Here is a 22,395-nt window from a genome sequence, read left to right on the forward strand (position 1 = left end):
ACTTATGAGGTGATGATATCACCTCTAACTAGGTGGCCAAATTAACTATGCCACTACAATTCAATAATAGGTTCTTGCATATCAAGGTTATCGGGATCTTTTACTTCAACAGAAAACGCATTGTCGCGATCATATTTTCTCATAGTTTCTCCGAAGCCTCTTTTTCATATAACGCCTGCTTAAGGGGCAAGCAACGCTTCACTAAAATTTAAGTAATACACCGTAACCACATGAGTTAGCAATTAATATTGAACTCGCCCAGCGTTGGTTGTCCCACTTGAAGCGTTTGTTATGTGTATTTTTCCATCTCAACTTTTACTGACACCTTTAGTCCTGCCAACACTTCTTTAACCGCTTTTGTTGCGTCTCCATAAGATACATAAGTGCTTGGGTCTGATTTATTATTAAGCTCTAACATATCGAATTGATGATGAACTTTGTATATTGTCTTCTGCGTCAACTTTGAATCAAATGGGATGTTTGAAAAATACAATGATGACAGCATTTCGATTTTATCTGAGAGCTCTACGCTCTCCACCATCTTGTTAATGGTAATTTGATCTGATGGAGACTGCTGATAGAGACGCGAAAGAATATCAAAGCAAAGCCTTTCGTATGCATAGATTGTAGTCGCAAACTCCTCCAGCTTAGAAACTCGAAGATTTCGTTTATCTTTTCGGGTACTAAACCACTGATTTAGCAATAATAGAATCACCGCTAATGTTGTTGAAACTGCTATTGAAAACAACGTCGCCTGTTGAGACGATGATTCAAAAGTTTTACTAAACCATTCAAACATAAAAATTAACTCGATCTTTACTAATACACATAACATTTTAATATCGTGCCAGCACGAATTTATGTATCCAACATATCTCAAGATATCCTATCTAACCAACTGAAAATTATTCATATAATTAGTTTGAATCTAATTTCTAGTTGAAAACCGTGCAAGCACATATTGCTTCCAATTCAAGGCATGCTATCAATCAAAAACTTCCCTTTAGTTCTTAATTATTCAATAGCTTAGAAATAGTTGAACAACGTATTCGTGCGTGAGTGTGATTGAAGGTTAGTCTGTTGTGGATTAGAACATTTAGCTACATTGTTGGAGCTCTAGGCATGGGGGAAAGCAAGGCAAGTTGCAGGATTTCAAACTGAGTTCAATCCCTCTCTGGCTCATTTTGGGGCAGAAGTGTATTAACAAACTAGCAGGGTCAGATCTTGCCTTTTGCCTATGATTCGTAAAGTCCTTACAATGTCGCTTCAAATCAAATATGTATTACCACACTTTGAAGTAACCCTTTAAGTTATGGGAAAAATCGTGTCTCTGTCTATAAGAGCATCCGGAGTACTCGCTCTGTCTAGACTAGAAAAAGGCAAGATCTGATCCCTATTTTTTGGGCGCTAAAAAAGATCTCTAAGACGAACAAAAGGCTTACCAGTCTCTGCTGCGCGACGTACCTTTTTAGATAATACCTCTTGCAACGAAAGCCTTTCTTGCAACATATTGCAAAGATCTAGACCGTCCATGCAAACTAAACTTTTCCCTTTGCCAAAAGCTAATAACCCCTCTTCGGAGAAGCCACAATCACTAATGAAAAGTCCCCTTGCCCATGAAGCTTTGTCTTCAACCTTTGCATTAAAAGAACGTAGATCTGCGGCATCAACAGGTTTACTGGTCCACTTAGCTTCTAAAAGATAAGTTTCGCCTGACATTTCAAAACTGCCATCAATCTGTTCCCCTATCAACCGAAATGAAGATCTACCATCTAAACCATTAGCATCAAATAATTCCTTTAAGAATTTCTCGAATGCATAGCCTCTAGCTTGCGGCTCCAAGCTGCTAACAGTAATTAGCTTGTTTAAAAATTCATCTGCTACGTGACTCGGTATGTTTGAAAAGCTTGTTCTCGTTGCTTTATAGTGAACACTTTCAGGAGCCTTTCCTCCTAGCTTTTCAATCAGCAAATAGAACTCAGATTTTGCCAGATCCATGGCCTCTTCTTGACCCGAACGACGACGTATAGCCTCACGGTAATCCCATAATGCGAGCAATACTTTTATAACCTCGTTAGTATTTGCCTGACGTAGATAACAACGTAACCTTTTGGCTTTACTACCGCCATCTACGGCATAGCTAGGACTGTCGATATTAATACCTAGCTCTTCAATAAAGAATTCTGAGAATGTTCGATTCGAAAAATCAAGGACATACCCAGCCCCCATCTCGAATATTTCATCAAGTAACTTAACATCAACTGACTTTAGTTTTTTCTGTACTTCCATACTGATGACTCTGTTGAAAATTTGATTATATCGATGTAAGCCAAACGCTTACTAGACGGTTAAAAGGCGCTTTTCATCCTCCTATAATGCATTCTTTCTCTTGGGCATTCAATTTTAAATCAACAGCTTAGCACTCGAATTGAGAAGTTAGTTTACTCTTTGAGAGAGAATTTCTGGATATGCTGAACTCGGATAACTTTTAGTATGGAAAACGCACATTAACAAGGTGTGAATGAGTAAAAGCACTAACTGAAAATGGGGCAAAGATTTGTTAGCGATGATCGCGCTGAGAGGTTTCCGGACAGAAATCATTTAAATTCGATCGCCTAAATACCAACCACTACATTAGTTTATGTGTGCTAACTTGCGACACCCACCCCCACCTTAAGTACGAAAGAGTTTCGCAATCTACAGTCTCTAGCCACACCTTTAATTCCACCTAAATATCTGTGATAATTACAAAAATCTAGTTTTACTAAGGCTTGGGGAAAGTCCCAAAATAAATTGCTCACCTACCAATTTGGGGCCTTGTAATTTGAGTAAAGGTACGAAGACAGTATGGATAAGGACACAAACTTTTTTACGGCATCGCAAATAGCTAGGTCTATTTCGATTCCATTCGCTGATATAGAAGAGATGCTAGACCCCTACATATACTTCAAAGGCCTAATTTTTAAAGGTGACAAAATCAGTTATGTTGACGGTTATTTTATAGTCAACAAAACTGAAGTCGTTGGTCCCAAATTTACCCTAGAGGAAATCGAAAGTGGCTATGCGATCTGTGATCCGGATATGCCAGTTTTTAATTTCGTAGTTGAGGTTAAAGGCACAAAATACAGCAATAACGAGGAATTAATTGGGAATGTTTACCTACTAAAAACTAAGACCGAGGTAGAAGATGAAGCGTTATTCTCATATGAACAGCTTTGCAAAATAGCATCAGAAATTGGATACCCTAAGCCAATCGAAAAACTTCAACTTCTCGCAAAAGACCATGCTTATGATGTGAAGGTTATCAACCAAAAAAGTAACTTTACTTTAAGTGCCGCCGCAAAAATAGCTGCGAATATTGAACCTACGACATCAATAGAAATGCCATCACAGAGGTACTCATACAATCACTACCTTGAACTATTAAGCGACTGTATAAAAGGAACAAATCAACATGGATTTAAATTGCATACAGTAGAGCTTTGGACATCATGTAATGATGAGTTCGGTGAAAGGTATTCTAAAAATTACAAGAATGGAACGTTACTAAAACAGCGAGCAGTATTGGATTACGAGCTTACAATAATCTCAAAGCAAGAATTTTTAAGATGGTCTGAATATCAAAGATTAGATATTGGTTTGGATTATCAACCTGAAAGCATAAGCAAGTCAGTTGAATTACTAGAGATGAGACTTTCTGAATCAGAAGAGGAAATTTCACGATTAAGAGATTTACTCATTAATGAAGATTCGATGACTCCAGAAACCACAAATAACTCATACCCGCCTGAATTACAAATAGCTATTGATGCTTATGAAGAGCTATGTTTAAACGAAGCTACTCCTCCAACAAACAAAGTAATACAACACTGGCTGAAAGCAGAAAGCAAACAGAGAGGAATCACCCACAAGGATGGTTCTGATCAAGTTCAGGGATTGAGCCAAGTAAAGCTAGAGCGAATAGCTTCAATGATCAAATCTAGGTAGGAGAAAAACTAGGGGTAACCTAGGTAACCCCTAGCCTTTTAACAGGTAACCCCACTTGCCTAACCTCCCCTCTAATAAGTTTTAATTTACCTAAATCGACCCACAACCGGCAAAGGTAACTTATGATTGATTTGATAAAGGTTTTAGCCGATCTACCTACAGAAAACCTTCTGCTAATAACACTGATAATTTATATTCTCAGTGAACGGAAGAACTCATAGAACTGTAACCGTTGAGTCGTAAGAATCAACATATACGCAACGTAAAGTAGTAGCCTCTGTATTGGGGATAAATGGTTAAAAGGATTGCTAGATTCGTTATTTATGTATTAGCTCACGTATTGAAAATTTTCACTCACAAGAAGTTCGGCTTTTGATTGACTGCAATCAACTGATTTATATAATGTGCAAATCAGTGCAGTCAGGTTGCCATCACCATTGCGACTGCTCGTAAACAAAATAGATGGCAAAGTCTGAACTCCTCTTCCTGACTCTTCATGAGACTGAGAGGAACGTATTTGAGGAGTAGCCTATGGTGAAACGAGATAATGCGGGTTCAGCATCCTTACCAAAGCTCATCACTGCTTTTGGGGGATTGTTTGTAATTTTGGTTGCAAGCTTTGAACCCGTTACAGCTTTTGTGTGTGCATTGAGTGCGACAGGATTTCTGTCACGCTTATAGGGTTGGTAAGGTAAACCCGCTCGCTAGCTCAACAGCTAGCGGGTAGCCCTCTCCTTACTATACTTACTTAGACTTCCCTGATTTACTCTAGATTTTTAGCCAGCAACAACATTAAACTTGCAAGTCGATGAAAGAGATATTCAATATGACTGCTATCAGTAAGTTTAATCTGGCTTATCTCTGAGTGACGAATGAAGAATGCGTTTCCTATATTTGTCAAAGCCTTAGCTTCTGCTTCTAGTTCTGCTCGAAAATCAGGGTCAGATGAACAGTTGTCTAGTAAGGTGGCCAATGATTGCTTTTTTCTTTTCTCTGGTTCAGCGACTGTCTTTATGCGTTCAAAAGCGTCCCAAAGCTCTTTTAAAGCTTCATACCTAACTCGTACGTCAGTATTACAAATTTTTCTATTTGCATGCTCAAGTAGGTCATTTAGCTCCTGCTCAGATGTTTTCGGGGCTTGTTGAATAACAGAACTTAGAGCCCCACTCATAACCCTTTTAATTTGGCCGTCAGCTAGTAGTTCATAAGCCAAACCATTTCGAGTGAAAATGGTATTAACCTTCTCTAAGAAATCGGCTCGTCCAGTTGTACGATCAAACGAATCTATATGGTGATGCCTATAGTACGAATGATAACTTCCTTGTGTAGGCTTAGATACATTTGCGTAGCAAAACTGTACTAAATCTAGTGCGTCCAAATAGTTAGGAACAAACGGGACTTTTTTATGCGACCAACCATCAGGATTTTCGTCTTTTTCTGTAACAAGTGGGTATTCAATTCCCAATATTTCAGCTTTTAGAGCAAAGGTAAACCCTGTCTCATCAGTACCACAGCACCCTTGTCCATCAAGGCAAAGCTCTGGAAAATTTTCTCCAAAATATCCCGTATTGATTAGCTTTTGAATTAAAGCAACGAGCCCACACCAAACATTGTGCGGGATCTCATTGTTTGTTCGAGGCGCAGTACCTCTTTCTTGATCACTAAAGTACTTCATAATTGCCTCAATTTAGTTGACGCCTTGTTAGCTTTCATTTTTCGATTGATCAATTAGATCATTTCTCCACTCTGAAACTAAGTCGGAAAGTGTTTTATAACCATATTCTGAGTCAATTAACCCCTGAAATTCATTTATCAGAAATTCACAGTCCATTGAGAATGCTGTTAGAACACGTGTAGTGTAATTATCAGGCCAAGTATCGCTCCACTCATCTCGGTGCTTGAAATAATTGGCAGTACAATTAACCATCTCTATTAGAGAATAACCCTGAACTTTTACACGGTGATTTTGATATGCTTTTTCTTTGGTCAATTTATTGAGCCCTAAGCTGACTCGGATTTCGTTAATATCTCGTAAGCTACTGATGCAGTAAGCTTGAGCTGAAACAAGCAAAGAGCCGTAAAGAACTTCACCGTATTCGTTCATCCACACCCCATCGAACCAAGGTTCAGTGCGGTTCCTCTCAAACAACTTTGCGATACCTGCTTGGATCGTTTCCTCTACATCGATTAATGGGCCAAGGCCATAGTCAACCTCAAAAATATTCATATTGCTCCTGAATGCTAACGCCTTGTTAGATACTCTGGCTCAGTCCGATGTTACGCCTCAACACAGAACCAGACTTTATAAGGCTTTTCTTGGAAAGTAACTTAGGATGTAGTTGGTCTTCCAAATAGTCTGTAGGTAAACCCGTGTCTTCACGAACAACCCAAGAAGCATATGGTCGCTTTTCACCTAAAAACTGCTGTCCAACAGAGCGAGGTAATACTCCCAACACCTCAGCAACAGCGCCATAAGTAGCACGCACTTCAATTTCATTTAGGTAATCCAGTATTTTCAATACTACTTCTTCTTTTTCACTCATAATGCTTGCCTATATTTATGATTTCTTCGACTCTAAATCATTGTATATATTTCAAGAGTACTTGCTGTTTTTGGAGTGTTTTAACGCAAATGCCTAACAGCTCAATATGTCGATGTTGGATGTTTATCACATCCTTTTCACCCCAAGCATACCTAAATACTGGATTGAATATACGAAGGTTTTTGTGTTTGTTCTGTGTGCCATGTTGAAACATTAGCATAGATAGGGATAAATCAAGCTAGCAGTTTTCTTATTGAAAAAGGTCTAACAAGCTTTGGGGGGAAAGTGTGCTAGGAATCATTAATAGAGGTAACTCCAGATGCCCAATATTGATGAGTAAATACAGCTGCGCTACTAGGCATTGTATGTCATCTACGACGCTACTAAAGTTTGGGTCATTTATAAGCTCTGAATCGAAAACTCACGCAACCAAGGTTTGGTGACCAAACTTTGGTTGCGTAATAAGTGTATGATTCAAAATATTTATTATACACCTGATCGGGTAAAGAGATGATAGTACTCTCACCCACGAACAACAATTGACAATACCATCAATAACTGGAAGTATTGGCCGCTTTTTGAGGGCAAAATGTCGATCCCAACGAAAAATCATCTCCTATCTTCAACGAATGAACCTATTAGTGAACTATTGTCCGTTAAAGCTACAGATCCAAATTTAACTCCTTATAAACAGTCTGCTCTGAACTCAACTTGCCCACAGAAGCTGATTCATGGATCTAGAGTCACGCATCGTCATCTAGCTAGTAATATGACCACAGTGCCTTCAGTTTTAGAAGAATTGGCGTGGCGATTACCAAATGAGCCCATCTCAAAAGCCTTCAACGAATTGATTTATGACGTATCGCATCCCAACGAGGATGAGTTAAAGTTTCGTTTTGAATACACAGCTCTTAGTTCTGCCGAGAAGTATCAAATTATGATGTTCTCAGATCTACCTATATTGATCGCGCTGCTTTTATTTTTGGACAAAAAGCAAGCATATCGTGGTGGTCTAATTATGTTTACCACAGAGGAGATCCTTATGTTGACTAACCCACGTATAACCAAAAATTTTGAACCTAGATATCAAACAATCAATGACAGTTTGTTGCGTATTTTGAATACCAAAGTTGAGTTAATCACTTCAAGGTTGAGCAGAGATCATTTAAAGCTAAATTTTATAAGATATCAAACTAGTGAGGGCTCTCCTCCGTCTCTAATGACATTTACTTTAGTAGTCGACCTAGATGCTTTCCATCAACTGCTAAAATCAATATTCACATACGTATCGAGCTGGAATAGTTTGACTGGTAGTCAACGTCATAACCTGAGCCTCGACTATGGCGAATCATTTTATGATAGAGAGTTCTCGCAGGAAACGTCATCGATGAATCGTAAGATCAACAATATTTATCGCGCATATATTAGATCATAATTTGGTAGCACGGACACTCAATCAACTAAAATGAATAAAACTTAAAATCTCTATATGGCTATCTTCTTCAAGAGAACATAAGTCATGATTTTATAGATCTATATAAACAATATTTTAAGTCATACTGGAGTCGCAACGTTACACCTAAACGTTAACGTTCTTAAGCGTGAAACTCTTGAAGATGCAGTTGCACACCCAGAGAACTACCCACAGCTAACTATCCGTGTTTCAGGCTACGCTGTACGTTTCAACTCTCTAACGGTTGAACAGCAAAAAGACGTTATCGCACGTACTTTCACTGAGTCTCTATAAGATCAGTAAGCACTAGCTAAGAATACAAAAACGGCGCTCAATGAGCGCCGTTTTTTTATGTGTGTAAAACGGCGGGCCTCAACGAAGCCCGATTTTTACTGACTATGGTTGTACTCGTCTTAGTACGACTTTCAATGCGTCAAAGTCATTGGCAAGATCTTCAGACAACAGGTCCATTGCCGCGTGCTTAGCTAACGGCGCTGGCACATCAATGTCTGCTCCCAAGATGTCATCGACCACTTCTTTAAACTTAGCAGGGTGCGCGGTACACAAGAACAAGCCGGTTTCACCTTCCTGCAGTTGCTCTTGTAAGATACGGTAAGCTATCGCACCGTGTGGCTCACATAAGTAACCTTGTTCATTAAGCTCAACTACAGATTGAGCGCTTTGCTCGTCAGTGACAGCGCCTTTGCCTAGCGTATCTAGGCCCCAACCTTTCAATTGACATAGCTCTTCAATACGAGGCCAGTTGTTTGGTTGACTTACATCCATCGCATTGGATGTCGTTGCAATGGTCGCTTTCGGTTGCCACTCTCCGGTTTCTAGGTAGCGAGGTACCGTGTCATTCACGTTAGTTGCAGCGATAAAGCGTTTGACTGGCAGGCCCAACGATTTAGCCAGCAAGCCAGCCGTTAAGTTACCGAAGTTGCCACTTGGTACAGAAATAACCAGGTTCTCACGCTCGGCGGCTGTCATTTGAGCTGCCGCTTCAAAGTAGTAACAAATCTGCGCCATTAAACGACTGATATTAATAGAATTAGCCGAATTCAAGCCAATCTCTTTACGCAGCTCTGCATCATCAAATGATTGCTTAACCAGCGCCTGACAGTCATCAAAATCGCCATCAATGGCAACCGTATGGATATTCTTACCTAATGTACAGAACAGCTTTTCTTGTAGCGGGCTGATTTTACCCTTAGGGTACAGAATCACGACGTTGATGTTTTCCATGCCGTAAAATGCATGAGCAACCGCTGCGCCAGTATCACCCGATGTTGCGGTCAAAATGGTAATTTGACCGCCATCAGATACCGCAGCCAAAGATTGCGCCATGAAACGGCCGCCAAAATCTTTAAACGCGAGCGTCGGACCATGAAAAAGCTCTAATGCGTAAACGCCTTCTTTTACAGATTTGATCGGTGCTGGAAATTGGAATGCATTATCAACTAATTGATGAACTTGCTCTTTGCTGAGTTCATCACCAATCAATGCAGACAAAATTTTGCTACTACGAGGAATGAAGTCCTCAGCCAGTAGCGCATCGATATCGTCAAATTTCGGCAATTCTGATGGGAAAAATAACCCTTGGTTTCGACCTAACCCTTGGCGCACGGCTTGGCCAAAGGAGACTTGTTCTTCATTTTCTTTGATGTTGTAAAGCTTCATAGCTCACTTCCTGTTATTTTCGAACCCTGTTTATCTAGGTGACAAACGTGAACGAATCCTTCTTCATTCTGTACGTAATTTTGTTCTAACCAGCGAGCAACTCGCTCGGCGACATCTTTATCTTTGCAAATGCTGAACAATGTTGGTCCACTACCAGAAATACCGGTAGCTAACGCGCCAGCACCGAGTGCGTATTTACGCGCATCGGCAAAACCAGGGAGAAGTTTCTCACGATATGGTTCAGCAATCACGTCTTTGATCATTTTTGCGGCTAACTCAGGCTGGCCCGAATGGGATGCATGAATGAAGCCCGCCAGATGACGACCGTGGGCAATGATATCTTGACGACGGTACTGAGACGGCAGGATTTCTCTCGCTTCAGCAGTCGATACTTTGATACCCGGATAAGCCATTACCCAATACCACTCATCAAAGCTAGGTACCGACTGACTGATGTGCCCCATCTCTTCGAGCATTAACTGCACACCACCAAGATAGCAAGGTGCCACATTGTCATAGTGGATACCACCGGATATTTGCCCTTCCATCTCGCCCATTAAGGCTAGCAATTCCATTTCTGACAACGGGTTATCATGAAATTGATTTAAGGCATCTAACGCTGCAACAATGGAACAAGCACTCGATCCAAGTCCTGAGCCAATAGGCATGTTTTTCTCTAGCGTCATGTGCACATTTTTAAGTGCGACCTCTTTGCTCAACAGTTCACGAGCAAACACACGCCAGCAATCGTATACAATATTTTCTTTAGGATCTGAGGGAAGCTTAGAGACAAAGCTGCCTGCAGTGGCAAGTGAGAAGCCTTGCTCACCACTTTCCACCTTAACGCGATCACCCAACAATGAACCATCAATAGGTGAAACCGCCGCTCCCAATACGTCAAATCCGACGCTCACATTACCAATCGATGCCGGGGCATAAACTACAACGCTCATCGTTATACTCCTAATTTCCAACCAAGGGTACGCATCACATCTGCAAACACACCTGCAGCGGTTACTTCAGTTCCTGCGCCATAGCCACGTAGAACCAATGGGATCGGTTGGTAATAACGGCTGTAGAACGCAAGCGCATTCTCGCCATCTTTGATTTTGTACATTGGATCGTTTTCATCAACAGCAGCAATGCGTACTTTGCATTGGCCCTCTAAAATTTCACCAACGTAGCGCAGTACTTTGCCTTCTTTCGCCGCTTTTGCCGACTCTTCTAAGAAGTAGGCATCCGCCTCTGGTAAGCGAGCCATAAACTCATCAACAGAGCCGCTATCATCAAAACCTGGTGGCAGAGCTTGCTCTACCACGACATCTTCAAGCTCTAACTCAAACCCGGCTTCACGCGCTAAAATAAGCAACTTACGAGCAACGTCCATTCCAGAAAGATCATCACGAGGATCTGGCTCAGTAAAGCCGTTATCTTTAGCAATGTTGGTCGCTTGGCTTAACGTCATTCCCTCATCCAACTTACCAAAGATGTAAGACAAAGAACCCGATAAAATTCCGTTAAATTTATCTAGCTCATCACCTGCTGAAATCAGGTTCTGTAGATTTTCAATAACAGGTAAGCCAGCACCTACCGTTGTTTCATACATCAGCTTACGACGTGATGAACGTGCAACATTACGCAATTGGTGGTAGTAAGCCATACTTGCTGTATTGGCTTTCTTATTCGGCGTCACCACGTGGAATCCCGCCGCTAAAAAATCAGCATATTGATTTGCAATGGTTTCGCTTGAAGTACAATCAACTAATACCGGGTTGATGATGTGATTACGCTGAACCAATGCAATCAGTTGTGCCAAATTAAACTCTTGGCTGGCATTCTTCATGCGATCGCGCCAGTGATCTAATGGTAAACCTTCGCTATCGAGTAACAACCCTTTACTATTTGCTAGACCACATACACGAAGCACAATGCCTTTTTCAGCTAACGTCGCTTGTTGTCTTTCAATTTGATCAACCAACTCACCACCAACGCCACCAACACCGACAACGAATACGTCAAGGAAGTGCTTAGAATTGAATAAGTTTTCGTGACAAGCTTTTACCGCTTCGGCAATTTTATCTTCAGGGATCACTGCGGAAATAGCTCGCTCGGATGATCCTTGAGCAATCGCGACAATGTTAACGTTCACTTCAGCTAATGACGCAAAGAACTGAGAAGCAACACCACGAGAAGTACGCATACCGTCACCAACCAAGGTCACGATGGCAACATCATCAATGAAATCAACAGGCTCTAATAGGCCATCCTTCAATTCTAATTCAAACGCTTCACCTAGGGCTTTCTTCGCTTTGGCTTTATCCGCTTGTTCAATACAGAAGCTGATGCTGTATTCAGAAGATGATTGCGTGATAAGCACAATTGATACACCAGATGCCGACATAGAACCAAACACGCGGCTCGCCATGCCAACCATGCCTTTCATTCCTGGGCCTGAAACGTTCACCATCGTTAGCTTATTAAGGGTTGTAATGCCTTTAATCGCCAGATTATCTTCACCGGTATCTTGACCGATTAGCGTGCCTTCACCTTGTGGGTTAAAGCTATTTTTAATCAAGCAAGGAATGTGGAACTGAGCGATAGGTGCAATGGTTTTTGGGTGTAAAACAGAGGCACCAAAGTAGGAAAGCTCCATCGCTTCTTGATAGCTGAGTGACTTCAGTAAGCGAGCATCATCGACTAAACGTGGGTCACAGTTATATACGCCATCAACGTCGGTCCAAATCTCACAGCACTCTGCACGTAAACACGCTGCAAGCACTGCTGCTGAGTAATCTGAGCCATTACGACCTAAAGTAACTAACTCTCCTTGTGCATTACCTGCTGTAAAACCAGGCATGATATGGACATGGTTAGCGGCAAGCGGTTGTTGCCTGAAATTTTGGGTTGATACATCAACATCAACCATCGCTTCTAAGTAATCGCCTTGTGCGTAAAGGTACTGCACAGGGTCGATCAGTGCTGCCGCTTGGCCTTTTGCTTCCAATACGGCTTTCATCAGCTGAATCGAGATTCGCTCGCCCTTGCTGATGATTCGTGCATTAACATTATTTGGGCACATACCTAACAGGTTAATGCCGTGAACAAACTGGCGAAGTTGCGATAACGACGTCTTCAGTTGATTAGAGAAGCCTATTCCATCGACATTCGGTACGTGCGTTAGAATCTCTTCATACAATCCTTGTAGCGATGATTCTAACTCTGCGATTTGAAGCTCTGCTTCTCCGTTTCGCAGCGCCCCTTCAATCACTGACACCAACTTATTGGTTGTTTTGCCCGGTGCCGATAGCACAACGGCTATGTCATCTTGTTGTGCATTATTCGCAATAATATCTGCAGCTCTTAAAAATCGATCAGCATCCGCCAATGATGAACCGCCAAACTTCAATACTCGCATCCCTTCCTCCGGTATTAATTTTAAATCTGCATAAAAAAAGGCCTGCATCTCTGGGGATACAGGCCTTTTTTTGAAAAACTTTCGCTTACAAGGCCGCCCCAACAATGGTTGTGTTGGTAATAATAATGGTGGTCATGGTAGAGCGGGTAAGTAACATAATTATTTTAATCTATTATCAATATTGTCTGTTTGCTTAACTTTACGTTTACCGATTTTGTGCTACCAAGTCAACATAAAACTTGTTTTTATTCATATGTTCGACAAAGACTCTCATAGAAAAAAACCAAAAAATACCAAATAACACACTGATTAATAATGATTAAATGAGAAAATAGTATCCCAATAAATAAAATTGCCTTTATAAAACCATTCCGCGCTTATTTCTAAGGCTCACGTTATTATGCACTTAGTTGAAAGGTGCTAATTGAGAAAGATAAAACACATCAAAGATCACAATTAGGTGAGAAGGATCTCAATTAAATGTGAGGAAACAAAAAAAGATCGTTCAGATAGGGAACTTACGCTATATTCACTAAGTGGATAATTTAGCAAGGAGGCAATATGAAACGAATTCTGTTACCAGTCTTTCTTTTGCTGCCTAGTGTTTGTCTAAGTGCTCCATTCACTCTCGGCCCTGAAAAAGCCTCTTCGCATAAGCTTTTTATTTCAAGCAACTCAAACACCAACACTGAACAATTTGATATTTGGCAAATTGACAGTGGCTATTCATACAATGTTTTTGAATCGTTAGATCTCTATGTCGGTGCGAGCATCACAAGTGCTTCATCTGAAAAAAAGAATGGTTTTTTGAGTGGTATGAGCTATCAGTTCAGTGAAAACATTACCCTGAAGAGTAGCTTGAGAGCGCAAGCCAATAAAAATGATCCAACGGAAGAAAAGCAGCTATCTGCAGAAGTGACCAGCCGGCTAAAAATCTCTGATCACGTAGATTTGCATGCCACTTTCGATTACGAAGAGTGGCAGCAAGGTGTTGAAGTGGGACTAGGGTTCAGTTTCTAAACCACTAATTCGTCCTTTGATAATAAGGTTCCATTCCAGTCAGCATAGATATAGTCCCCAGGCTGAATCATCTGTCGTTGTATTGTTAAGCCAACATCAACTTCACCGATACCACGTTTATCGGTCTTAAACGGACAGGCTGCAATGGCTTTCACACCGAGATCCATTTGAGACATAGCAGCAACATCTCTGATTGCGCCCCAAACAATGACACCTTCCCAATGATTCTCAATGGCTAATATGGCGAGCTGATCACCCAATAGGGCTTTTTGGCAGGACCCATTGCCATCCACAAACAATACTTTTCCTTTGCCATTCTGACTCAGTACTTCTCGCACTTTAGAATTATCGTGAAAACAGCGAACTGTGACCACTTGCCCCCAAAAAGCCGACCGCATGCCAAAATTTTGCAGCGGTAAATCGAGCAATTTAACTTGCTCTTCGTACTGATCACACAGATCGGGTAGTAAGTCTTTCATTGTTCCTCCTTGGAAGTCTTCCTCTAATGCTGAAACTTTGATTCAGCGTTAATGTGGTTAATTTTGTCCTTGTTTCTATAAGTTGTTCAATTTTTCGTAAAATTGTAGAGTCACGCACACTTTCTAAGCTGCGATGACGAGAAAAAATTCATTAATTTTGCGTATGGAATGATGTTTCTAACTCGATTCAGCGCTTATTTGAATCTATTTTGTGGTGATTTTCCTACAAAAACCTCAGCTCTAAGCCGTATGTTCTTGCGAGCTAATTCCAATTTTTAAACATTTTTTTCACCAAAAAAACGTCAGGTAACATTTATGAAATTAACAAGAGAAACACACCAAGATCCTTGGTATTAAAGGGGAAAGGCTTAACACAGTCATCACCTTTATCCGCATTTTTCACCGCATTTAGCCTGGTAATCGAGCTCATTCAAGCCCTGAAAACCGAAGTTTTAATTTTTGAACACGACATTCCATATTCGCTAATCTACTATCTATTCTAGTTTAATTTCATCTATTGATATAAATCAACAAACTGAATGGAAATAACAATCAGCCATTGTTAGCAAGCTGTTAACAATATAGAATCAGTAACAATTGACGGCAGAAATCAATATGCAAACGTATTAGGACTGAGCCTTAGTATCAAAAGGCTCCCACGGACGGCGTACCATTTAAGAAAGATGACTTTCGATTTTTATCATTAACATCTTTCCAAACGTTATTTTTTTTGCCTAGAATCTATTTATTTAAACAATTTAGTTACAATTTAGGTACCGCCAATGCAAACCCCACAAATTCTCATCGTTGAAGATGAGCAAGTGACCCGTAATACTCTAAAGAGCATTTTCGAAGCAGAGGGATACACTGTATTTGAAGCCAGTGACGGTGAAGAAATGCACCAGTTACTGTCTGAAAACCAAGTTAATCTAGTTATCATGGACATTAACTTGCCAGGTAAAAACGGATTGCTTCTTGCTCGTGAACTACGCGAACAAGCGAATGTTGCTCTCATGTTCTTAACGGGTCGTGACAACGAAGTTGATAAGATCTTAGGTCTTGAAATTGGTGCTGATGATTACATCACCAAACCATTCAACCCACGTGAACTGACTATCCGTGCTCGTAACCTTCTAGGCCGCTCAATGAGCATTGGTGCTGCACCTGAAGAGAAGCGCACAGTAGAAAGTTATACGTTCAATGGTTGGGAGCTGGATATCAACAGCCGTTCACTCGTCAGCCCTGGTGGCGAAGGTTATAAACTGCCTCGCTCTGAATTCCGTGCCCTACTTCACTTCTGTGAAAACCCAGGCAAGATTCAAACGCGTGCTGACCTGCTGAAGAAAATGACTGGTCGCGAGCTTAAACCACACGATCGTACTGTTGATGTGACTATTCGTCGTATTCGTAAGCACTTCGAATCCATTGCTGATACCCCAGAAATCATCGCGACAATTCACGGTGAAGGTTATCGCTTTTGTGGTGATTTAGACGAGTAAGTCTGAACCACAACGCTGCATACAAAAAAGCCCTTAACGATAACGTTCAGGGCTTTTTTATATCTCACGTATACATCGCTTGTTTAGTAAACCGTATCCACCTTGATGTTACGATCGATTAACCAAAACGTTTTGCCATCGCTACCAAAGTTAACTGCAACGTCTACGGGTTGGCTGTCATCAACGTTGGCTTCCACCATCAAAGCAACTTCCCATTGAGTATCTGAGTGAGTTCGCAGCTCAAACTCATCTTCCGATACTACCCACACTTGATCACCCTGACGAAATGTTACACTGGTTACTTCTAAGTTGGCTGGCAAGCCCTGCTTAGATTCGATGTATAACGCCGCATTAACCATGTGATCGCTTTTTGCCTTTGTAGAAGGCATAGCATTAATCCAAAGGTTACTCGATAGCGCTACCTTTGCTTGCGCAATCATCACGGTATTGTTTTCTCCCCACGGCGCTTGTTCGGCAGCAGGCGTCATTGCTGCACACCCTGTGAGTAACGTAAAGCCTAGTATTGCTGCTGTTGCCATCTTTGTTTTCATTTTATTTACCTTCGCTGCTTTTAAGCCAATCTTTAAGGATTCCAATATCGTGTTGGTAACCGTTTCTGATTTCATCAACCCAATCTTGAATATTCTCCCACCACGCGGCATGCTCAGGAGATTGAGCTTTCTGCGCGACTTTTTGTATGTGCTTAAGTCCAATTGAGCCCGCGGCTCCCTTAATCTTATGCGCCTCAGACACAATACCATCTTGATCTTTAGCGATCATATTTGAATCCAGAATCTCGATATAACTCGGCATCATGTCTTCGAACATTTTGATGCTTTGCAACACCGGGCCAGCCCCCACTATTTCGACATACGATTCTAACATTGGCAAGTCGAGCACTTTGTTGAACACTTTCGACGATGGCTCTGTAGGCCCTTTGTTTTCCATCGATTTCACTGGAACTTGAACGCTGCTGTCTTGAGCCGCGCAATGCGCTAGTGCCCGTTTCACTCCCTTAACGGATAAGGGCTTGCTTATAACATCATCCATGCCTTTACGTAGATACTCATCCTTATCTTTCAACGTATTGGCCGTGAGAGCGACTAATGGCGGTAATTCACTGTGCGTCTTTCTAAAAAACTCTGCAACGTCAAAGCCCGTCATGTCTGGCAGTTGAATATCAAGCAAAGCTAAGTCGTACAAATGTGGCTCAAAGTTATCTATCGCTTCCTGCCCAGTCATCGCTACATCGACGGTATGGCCCAAGCTTTCAAGTAATGAGCGGGCAACCGTGACATTTAACTCGATGTCTTCCAACATGAAGATACGCAGCGATCCTTGTACTTCTAAGTACTTACTCGTTTTGTCTACTTCACCTTGCACAACGGGCACACAAATAGTCACACTAAAGGTGCTACCAAATCCTTCTTCGCTAGACACGACAATATCACCATTCATCATATTAATGAGCTGCCTAGATACGGCTAAACCGATACCCGTACCCACGGCATGTAGATTGTCTTTGCCCGACTTTACTTGGTAATACATAGCAAATATTTTATCTAACTCGCCATCTGGAATGCCGATGCCTGTGTCTTCTATCTCTAGCGTCACTTCAACCATGTCACCTTGAGTTTCAGTACTCACACTCATGACAACGCCGCCCTCTTTAGTAAACTTCATAGCGTTACTAATTAAGTTCCAAAGCACTTGCCTTAAGCGAGTGGCATCGACCTCAATGCCGCTCGGTAATGGTGTCAAACGCTCCAAATCAAAGCGCAGGCCTTTTTGTTCTGCCATCAGGCTGGATAAGCTTTCTATTTCCGTAATGAAGTCGTTAAAGTCAAGCGCTTTAGGGAACAGCTCCAGTTTGCGTCGATCAAACTTATCCATATCAATAATATCGTTGAAAATATTACCTAAACTAACGGCGCTCACATTAATCGTTTGTAGGTACTGACGCTGCTCTTCTGTCAGTTTTGTATCCAACAGCATACGACTCAGGCCAACAATGCCGTTAAGAGGCGTACGTAATTCATGACTAATAGTAGAAATAAAGGTGGTTTTATCTTGGCTGGCTTTTTCCAGCGCATCTTGATATTTCTTACGTTCAGTAATATCTCGGCCGAATCCAACCAAGCCAAGGTGCTTCCCTTCCTTGCTATAAAACGGCACTTTTCTTAGCTCAAAGTATGCTTTCTTACCATCGGGATATTCAAGCCACTGTTCATAAGTGAGTGAGTGATTACCATCAAATACCTGCTTATCGGTTTCGACAATTTGTCTTGCGACCTCTTTGCTGTATACATCCCACGGGGTTAGCCCGACTAACTCATGCTCACCTTTACCAGTCAGGTTTTCCATCGCTCGGTTACAGCCAGAAAATTCACCTTGTTCGTTACGGTAATAAATAAGGTCAGGAGAAGCATCGATAAATGAACGCAATAATGCGGTACGCTCCGCAAGCTCCACTTGCGCTCTTTCCCGTTGATACACTTCGTTTTCGAGATCAGCAAGAACTTCACCTCGAGCCTCTTCTGCTCGCTGCCTCTCTTCGATTTCTGAATTCAAGCGAGCGATATTTTGTTGCAGTTGATAATTAAGCTCTTGGTCGCGAGAACGCATGTCTTTGAGCTTGGAAACCAATTTAGACAATCGCTGACGAGATTCTTCTAACTGATCAACCACAACAGATAGAAAGTAAACCGCCCAAGGGGTAATGATCAAACCAAAGAACACGGATCGAACAATGTCGATATCATCAACGCTGCCTTGAAGCGCCAGCGTAATGCCCACCTGAACAAAGACCGCTAGCGCGACCAGTGCCAGCGCCAATAAAATAGAGAAACGCACAATGCCCAGCTTTACGAGTAAGTCGACATAATACTGGGCTAGGTTTTTTATTGGCTTCATTCAACGTTCCTGTTTCGAAAATGAGGGTCAATTGTAACTAGGTTATGACCTTTCGTCCCGTAAAAGGCTCACAACTAACCAAATGAAATAATGATGATTTTATTCTGACCTGCTGATTTGCCTGTCCATAGCGACGGTTAGTAGAACTGAGATTGATTTCGACCTCTTTGTTTGGCGCGATAAAGGGCTTTATCGGCCATAGCAACTAACGAGCTGGCGGTTTCCTCATTGTTAGGGACATAAGAAACAATCCCAATACTTAACGTTACCCAATCGGATACTAACGACTGCTCATGGTCGATTTTCAATTCTTGAATGGCTTCATGAATACGCAGCGAGACATTTTCCGCCCCGTCTACATCGGTATCAGGCAGCAAAAAGGCGAACTCTTCACCACCGTATCTCGCAACGAAATCCGATTGTCTCGATAATACTTGGGCAAACACCTGCGCCACTTGAATAAGGGCATCGTCCCCTTTTTGATGTCCGTAACTGTCGTTATAGTCTTTAAAATAGTCAATATCACATAACATGATAGTTAGTGGCTTCTGCTGTCTAACGTGCAAGCGCCACAATATGTCCAACTGCTCATCAAATCGACGACGGTTTGCTACCTTGGTTAAACCATCAATAAAACTCAGCTTCTCAAGCTCTAAGTTAGCACTCGCTAGCTTTTGTTCGGCAAGGTAACGCTCGCTCACATCACGAGTGATCACTAACACGCCATTGGTTCCAGATGCAGGGTCTTGATAAGGCGACTTAACCACATCATACCAACTGGCATCACCACTTGTGCGCTCCACTTTGCTGATATACCTCAGTGTTTGGCCTTGGTTCATCACTTGCTGATCGCTATTTTCATAATTGAGATAGTTATCTTGAGGCACGACCTGATCCAACTTTTTACCCAGCAACTCTGCAGGGTCGGTAATGCCGAGCGCTTCAACAAACGGCTGATTACACGCTTCGTAAATCATATTTTCGTTAAACATACCGATCGGATCTGGGCTAGCCGATAATATGGATTGTAAAATAGTGTCCCGCTGAGCCAGCGCTACTTCGGTATCTTTATGACGCTCCATCTCATCTCTGAGTGCTTGTTGGGTTTGCTTCCAATCCGTCACATCATGGCTGATACCCAAGGTGCCCATGGGGTTGCCTTTATCGTCCATTAACACACTGATGTGAGTTTCTAATAAACAACTTTTTCCGTCAGGCGTCGTGGTCCACTTTCGCTGACTAAAGCGCCCATTTTTGTGGTTTAGGGATAAGTGCTCAGCTTCTTCTAAACGGTCATGCCAAAAACGATCGTGGGCTTTATTGGTTCCCAGCAATTGATTGTTTTTGTCTTTGAAGAACACCAATTCAGACATCGAATCCAATACTCGAGTGGTCACTTCATGCTGAAGCATAGGCGCCTCATCGGTAGAGCTTCGCTCCAACTCTGCATAGAGATACCACACCAAGTTGCCACGGTACTTTTCTAATCGACCGGATAGACATAGTTTCCGAGACAGATGCTCTGAAACAGGAAACGACTGAACATGCTGGCTGAACTTGGCATTAGACCGAAAGGGACGGAAGATCTTGAGCAAGAAATCCGGGCTGATCATGCTTGGGAAGCGAAACTGCTCTCCGACTATTCGAATAGAAAACAGCTGTAATGCATGACGGTTAGCCTTAAGCAACTGACCGTTTTTAGCATCAACAATCAGTACAGCAATGGGTACGTCAGATAAAAAACGTTCAGCTTGGCGCTGCGAGCGGTGTCGATAATAAAACACCATGATGACACTAAGTGTCACTACCGCGTATTCGAAGCCAAATTCACGCGTGGTTTCCCATAACCAGTGGTATATCGTTTCCATCCAAGATTCGCTTTTTAAACAGACTTTTACAGTGTACACAAAAGCCTGCTCTCTCGCCTCACTTCTAAGCAGTGTTCCTGATGTTTCCCCCAAGAACCATTGAGGTTATTTATTTCAAAATTGGTAACGTATAATGAAAAGAATCATTCAAAGCGCTACCTTGGGCACCCAGTTCATCCAACTGGCTACCAATACTGGTCATCGCTAACCAACGTTGCTCCCCCCACAAAGGCGCTAGTAAGGTTGGCCTACGTGCGGTCGCCGTGACTCTATGGAACACAATGCTTGGTGGCGTATGACGAATTAAATCAGTGGCTATGTTGATATAATCATCAAGCACGAGTTCTTCTATCTTTCCAGCTCGCCACGCTTTGGCCATCGTGCTTCCTTCTACAATATGCAGAGGGTGTAGTTTTATGCCGTCAGTGCCCACTTCGATGACTTTGTTTAACGTTTCGTGGTAATCCTGTTCGGTCTCTTTTGGCAAGCCAATAATCAAGTGCGTGCAAACTTTAATACCAAGTGCTCGGGCCTTCTTGGTAATCTCGGCGTAGCACTCAAAATCATGGCCGCGGTTAATGCGCTTTAAAGTATCGTTATTGGCGGTTTGCAAACCAAGTTCTAACCAGATCTCATAGCCTTGTTGGCGATACTCCGATAATAAATCTAATACGGCTTGCGGCACACAGTCAGGCCGAGTACCCACACACAATCCCACGATATCTGCTTGCGTCAGGGCTTCCTCATACATGTTTTTTAACACTTGCACTTCGGCGTAGGTATTTGTGTAGGCTTGAAAGTAAGCCAAGTATTTTTTGGCTCGCTTCACTTCCCCTGCACGATCAGTCAATTGTTCACGAATACTTTTAATTTGTGTTTGCTCATCAGAAAAGGACGCCACATTGCAAAAGGTACACCCCCCCCTGCCAATCGTACCGTCTCGATTAGGACAACTAAAACCGCCATGTAAGGTAAGTTTATGCACCTTCTCTTTATATCGACGCTGTAAATCCTGACCAATCGTATTTACTAATTCGTGTAGCTGCTTTGCCATTTAAAAGTACTCTGGGCGCAAACGCCATCTTGTGAAACAAAATTACATATCTGCAAGAAATAGGGCCGAATTCTAGTGGCACGTATTTTTTTTAACCCCGACAGAAATCAATAAAGATGCATAAAATCCTATAAATAGTGGCCTTGTTATCGATTTGTTAAACTATATATGCAAAAACTGGTCGAAAAAATGCTCAATTCAAGGTAAGTTTAAATGGAATTTAACTAGGCAAAATTGTAGGATAGTTACACGCGTCACCTTTTATCAGGCATTTTTGTGTCTGATGAAACAGAGTTAAATAGGCAGATACCACTCCCCACCAACATCAAAACCTATCATATTGGTTTATTTGAGTGCGTATCTCCAAGGAATAGTCTTCTTCGCTCATAATTTCCCGCGAAGGACAGAAAGGATTCTGACTGTTTTTAACAAAAAAACGGTTTCGATTTCATAATTAAAAAAGGACAGGGTCGGCTGTTGCCCT

General features: G+C 41.8%; 19 protein-coding genes and 1 other annotated feature. Of the genes, 6 read left to right on the forward strand and 13 right to left on the reverse strand.

The features are described from left to right. Positions 1–289: 289 nt before the first annotated feature. Positions 290–799 carry a hypothetical protein gene (locus QWZ04_RS08275; protein ID WP_290326860.1) on the reverse strand — a complete coding sequence of 170 codons (510 nt, stop codon included), beginning with the start codon at positions 797–799 and terminating at the stop codon, positions 290–292. Positions 800–1,407: 608 nt separating this feature from the next. Further along, on the reverse strand, positions 1,408–2,289 hold the full coding sequence (locus tag QWZ04_RS08280) for a restriction endonuclease (protein ID WP_290326862.1): 882 nt from the start codon (positions 2,287–2,289) through the stop codon (positions 1,408–1,410). A gap of 558 nt (positions 2,290–2,847) precedes the next feature. Between QWZ04_RS08280 and QWZ04_RS08285 the strand changes: the two genes are divergently transcribed. Both QWZ04_RS08285 and QWZ04_RS08290 read left to right on the forward strand, forming a co-directional pair. After that, on the forward strand, positions 2,848–3,987 hold the full coding sequence (locus tag QWZ04_RS08285) for a hypothetical protein (protein ID WP_290326864.1): 1,140 nt from the start codon (positions 2,848–2,850) through the stop codon (positions 3,985–3,987). Between the two features lie 531 nt (positions 3,988–4,518). After that, positions 4,519–4,668: a hypothetical protein gene (locus QWZ04_RS08290; RefSeq protein ID WP_172443113.1), complete on the forward strand. Its 150-nt coding sequence runs from the start codon at positions 4,519–4,521 to the stop codon at positions 4,666–4,668. An 82-nt stretch (positions 4,669–4,750) separates the two neighbouring features. Here the strand turns inward: QWZ04_RS08290 and QWZ04_RS08295 are convergent, their stop codons facing one another. The 3 genes from QWZ04_RS08295 to QWZ04_RS08305 are packed head-to-tail and all read right to left on the reverse strand — an operon-like array spanning position 4,751 to position 6,530. Continuing rightward, positions 4,751–5,662, reverse strand: a complete 912-nt coding sequence (locus QWZ04_RS08295) for an AbiJ-NTD4 domain-containing protein (RefSeq protein WP_290326867.1) — start codon at positions 5,660–5,662, stop codon at positions 4,751–4,753. A 27-nt stretch (positions 5,663–5,689) separates the two neighbouring features. Next, the gene (locus QWZ04_RS08300; protein WP_104216229.1) at positions 5,690–6,214 is read right to left on the reverse strand and encodes a hypothetical protein; all 525 of its coding nucleotides are present in this window, start codon (positions 6,212–6,214) and stop codon (positions 5,690–5,692) included. A 25-nt stretch (positions 6,215–6,239) separates the two neighbouring features. Then, on the reverse strand, positions 6,240–6,530 hold the full coding sequence (locus QWZ04_RS08305) for a hypothetical protein (protein ID WP_104216230.1): 291 nt from the start codon (positions 6,528–6,530) through the stop codon (positions 6,240–6,242). 589 nt (positions 6,531–7,119) lie between these two features. On the opposite strand from QWZ04_RS08305, the gene QWZ04_RS08310 reads away from it, so the two are divergent. Beyond that, positions 7,120–7,965, forward strand: coding sequence for a hypothetical protein (locus QWZ04_RS08310; protein ID WP_290326872.1), 846 nt, complete (start codon positions 7,120–7,122; stop codon positions 7,963–7,965). 96 nt (positions 7,966–8,061) lie between these two features. Next, the gene (locus QWZ04_RS08315) at positions 8,062–8,277 is read left to right on the forward strand and encodes an autonomous glycyl radical cofactor GrcA (protein WP_290327074.1); all 216 of its coding nucleotides are present in this window, start codon (positions 8,062–8,064) and stop codon (positions 8,275–8,277) included. Between the two features lie 102 nt (positions 8,278–8,379). Here the strand turns inward: QWZ04_RS08315 and thrC are convergent, their stop codons facing one another. The 3 genes from thrC to thrA are packed head-to-tail and all read right to left on the reverse strand — an operon-like array spanning position 8,380 to position 13,078. Continuing rightward, on the reverse strand, positions 8,380–9,663 hold the full coding sequence (thrC, locus tag QWZ04_RS08320) for a threonine synthase (protein ID WP_290326874.1): 1,284 nt from the start codon (positions 9,661–9,663) through the stop codon (positions 8,380–8,382). Further along, positions 9,660–10,616: a homoserine kinase gene (gene thrB, locus QWZ04_RS08325; protein WP_290326876.1), complete on the reverse strand. Its 957-nt coding sequence runs from the start codon at positions 10,614–10,616 to the stop codon at positions 9,660–9,662. The genes thrC and thrB overlap by 4 nt, the downstream gene beginning before the upstream one ends. A 2-nt stretch (positions 10,617–10,618) precedes the next feature. After that, entirely contained in the window at positions 10,619–13,078 is a 2,460-nt protein-coding gene (gene thrA, locus QWZ04_RS08330) for a bifunctional aspartate kinase/homoserine dehydrogenase I (RefSeq protein WP_290326878.1), read from the reverse strand. 31 nt (positions 13,079–13,109) lie between these two features. Next, positions 13,110–13,225 (reverse strand) — a sequence feature (Thr leader region). Between the two features lie 414 nt (positions 13,226–13,639). Between thrA and QWZ04_RS08335 the strand changes: the two genes are divergently transcribed. Then, positions 13,640–14,098, forward strand: a complete 459-nt coding sequence (locus QWZ04_RS08335) for a ribonuclease regulator (RefSeq protein WP_290326880.1) — start codon at positions 13,640–13,642, stop codon at positions 14,096–14,098. On the opposite strand, the gene QWZ04_RS08340 is transcribed toward QWZ04_RS08335, so the two are convergent. Further along, complete coding sequence (locus tag QWZ04_RS08340) at positions 14,095–14,577, reverse strand: putative 4-hydroxy-4-methyl-2-oxoglutarate aldolase (protein ID WP_290326882.1); 483 nt, start codon at positions 14,575–14,577, stop codon at positions 14,095–14,097. The genes QWZ04_RS08335 and QWZ04_RS08340 overlap by 4 nt on opposite strands. Before the next feature lie 782 nt (positions 14,578–15,359). Between QWZ04_RS08340 and arcA the strand changes: the two genes are divergently transcribed. Continuing rightward, positions 15,360–16,076, forward strand: coding sequence for a two-component system response regulator ArcA (gene arcA / locus QWZ04_RS08345; RefSeq protein ID WP_290326884.1), 717 nt, complete (start codon positions 15,360–15,362; stop codon positions 16,074–16,076). A gap of 83 nt (positions 16,077–16,159) precedes the next feature. Here arcA and QWZ04_RS08350 read toward each other — a convergent pair whose 3' ends face one another. From QWZ04_RS08350 to mnmL, 4 genes are all read right to left on the reverse strand, one after another. After that, complete coding sequence (locus QWZ04_RS08350) at positions 16,160–16,627, reverse strand: hypothetical protein (protein ID WP_290326886.1); 468 nt, start codon at positions 16,625–16,627, stop codon at positions 16,160–16,162. 1 nt (position 16,628) lies between these two features. Next, positions 16,629–18,989: an aerobic respiration two-component sensor histidine kinase ArcB gene (arcB, locus tag QWZ04_RS08355; protein WP_290326888.1), complete on the reverse strand. Its 2,361-nt coding sequence runs from the start codon at positions 18,987–18,989 to the stop codon at positions 16,629–16,631. A gap of 137 nt (positions 18,990–19,126) precedes the next feature. Next, the gene (locus QWZ04_RS08360) at positions 19,127–20,857 is read right to left on the reverse strand and encodes a diguanylate cyclase domain-containing protein (RefSeq protein ID WP_290326890.1); all 1,731 of its coding nucleotides are present in this window, start codon (positions 20,855–20,857) and stop codon (positions 19,127–19,129) included. Between the two features lie 109 nt (positions 20,858–20,966). After that, entirely contained in the window at positions 20,967–21,911 is a 945-nt protein-coding gene (mnmL, locus tag QWZ04_RS08365) for a tRNA modification radical SAM protein MnmL/YtqA (RefSeq protein ID WP_290326892.1), read from the reverse strand. Between the last annotated feature and the right edge of the window lie 484 nt (positions 21,912–22,395).

Source organism: Vibrio tapetis subsp. quintayensis (genome assembly GCF_030409945.1).
Lineage (GTDB): Bacteria > Pseudomonadota > Gammaproteobacteria > Enterobacterales > Vibrionaceae > Vibrio > Vibrio quintayensis.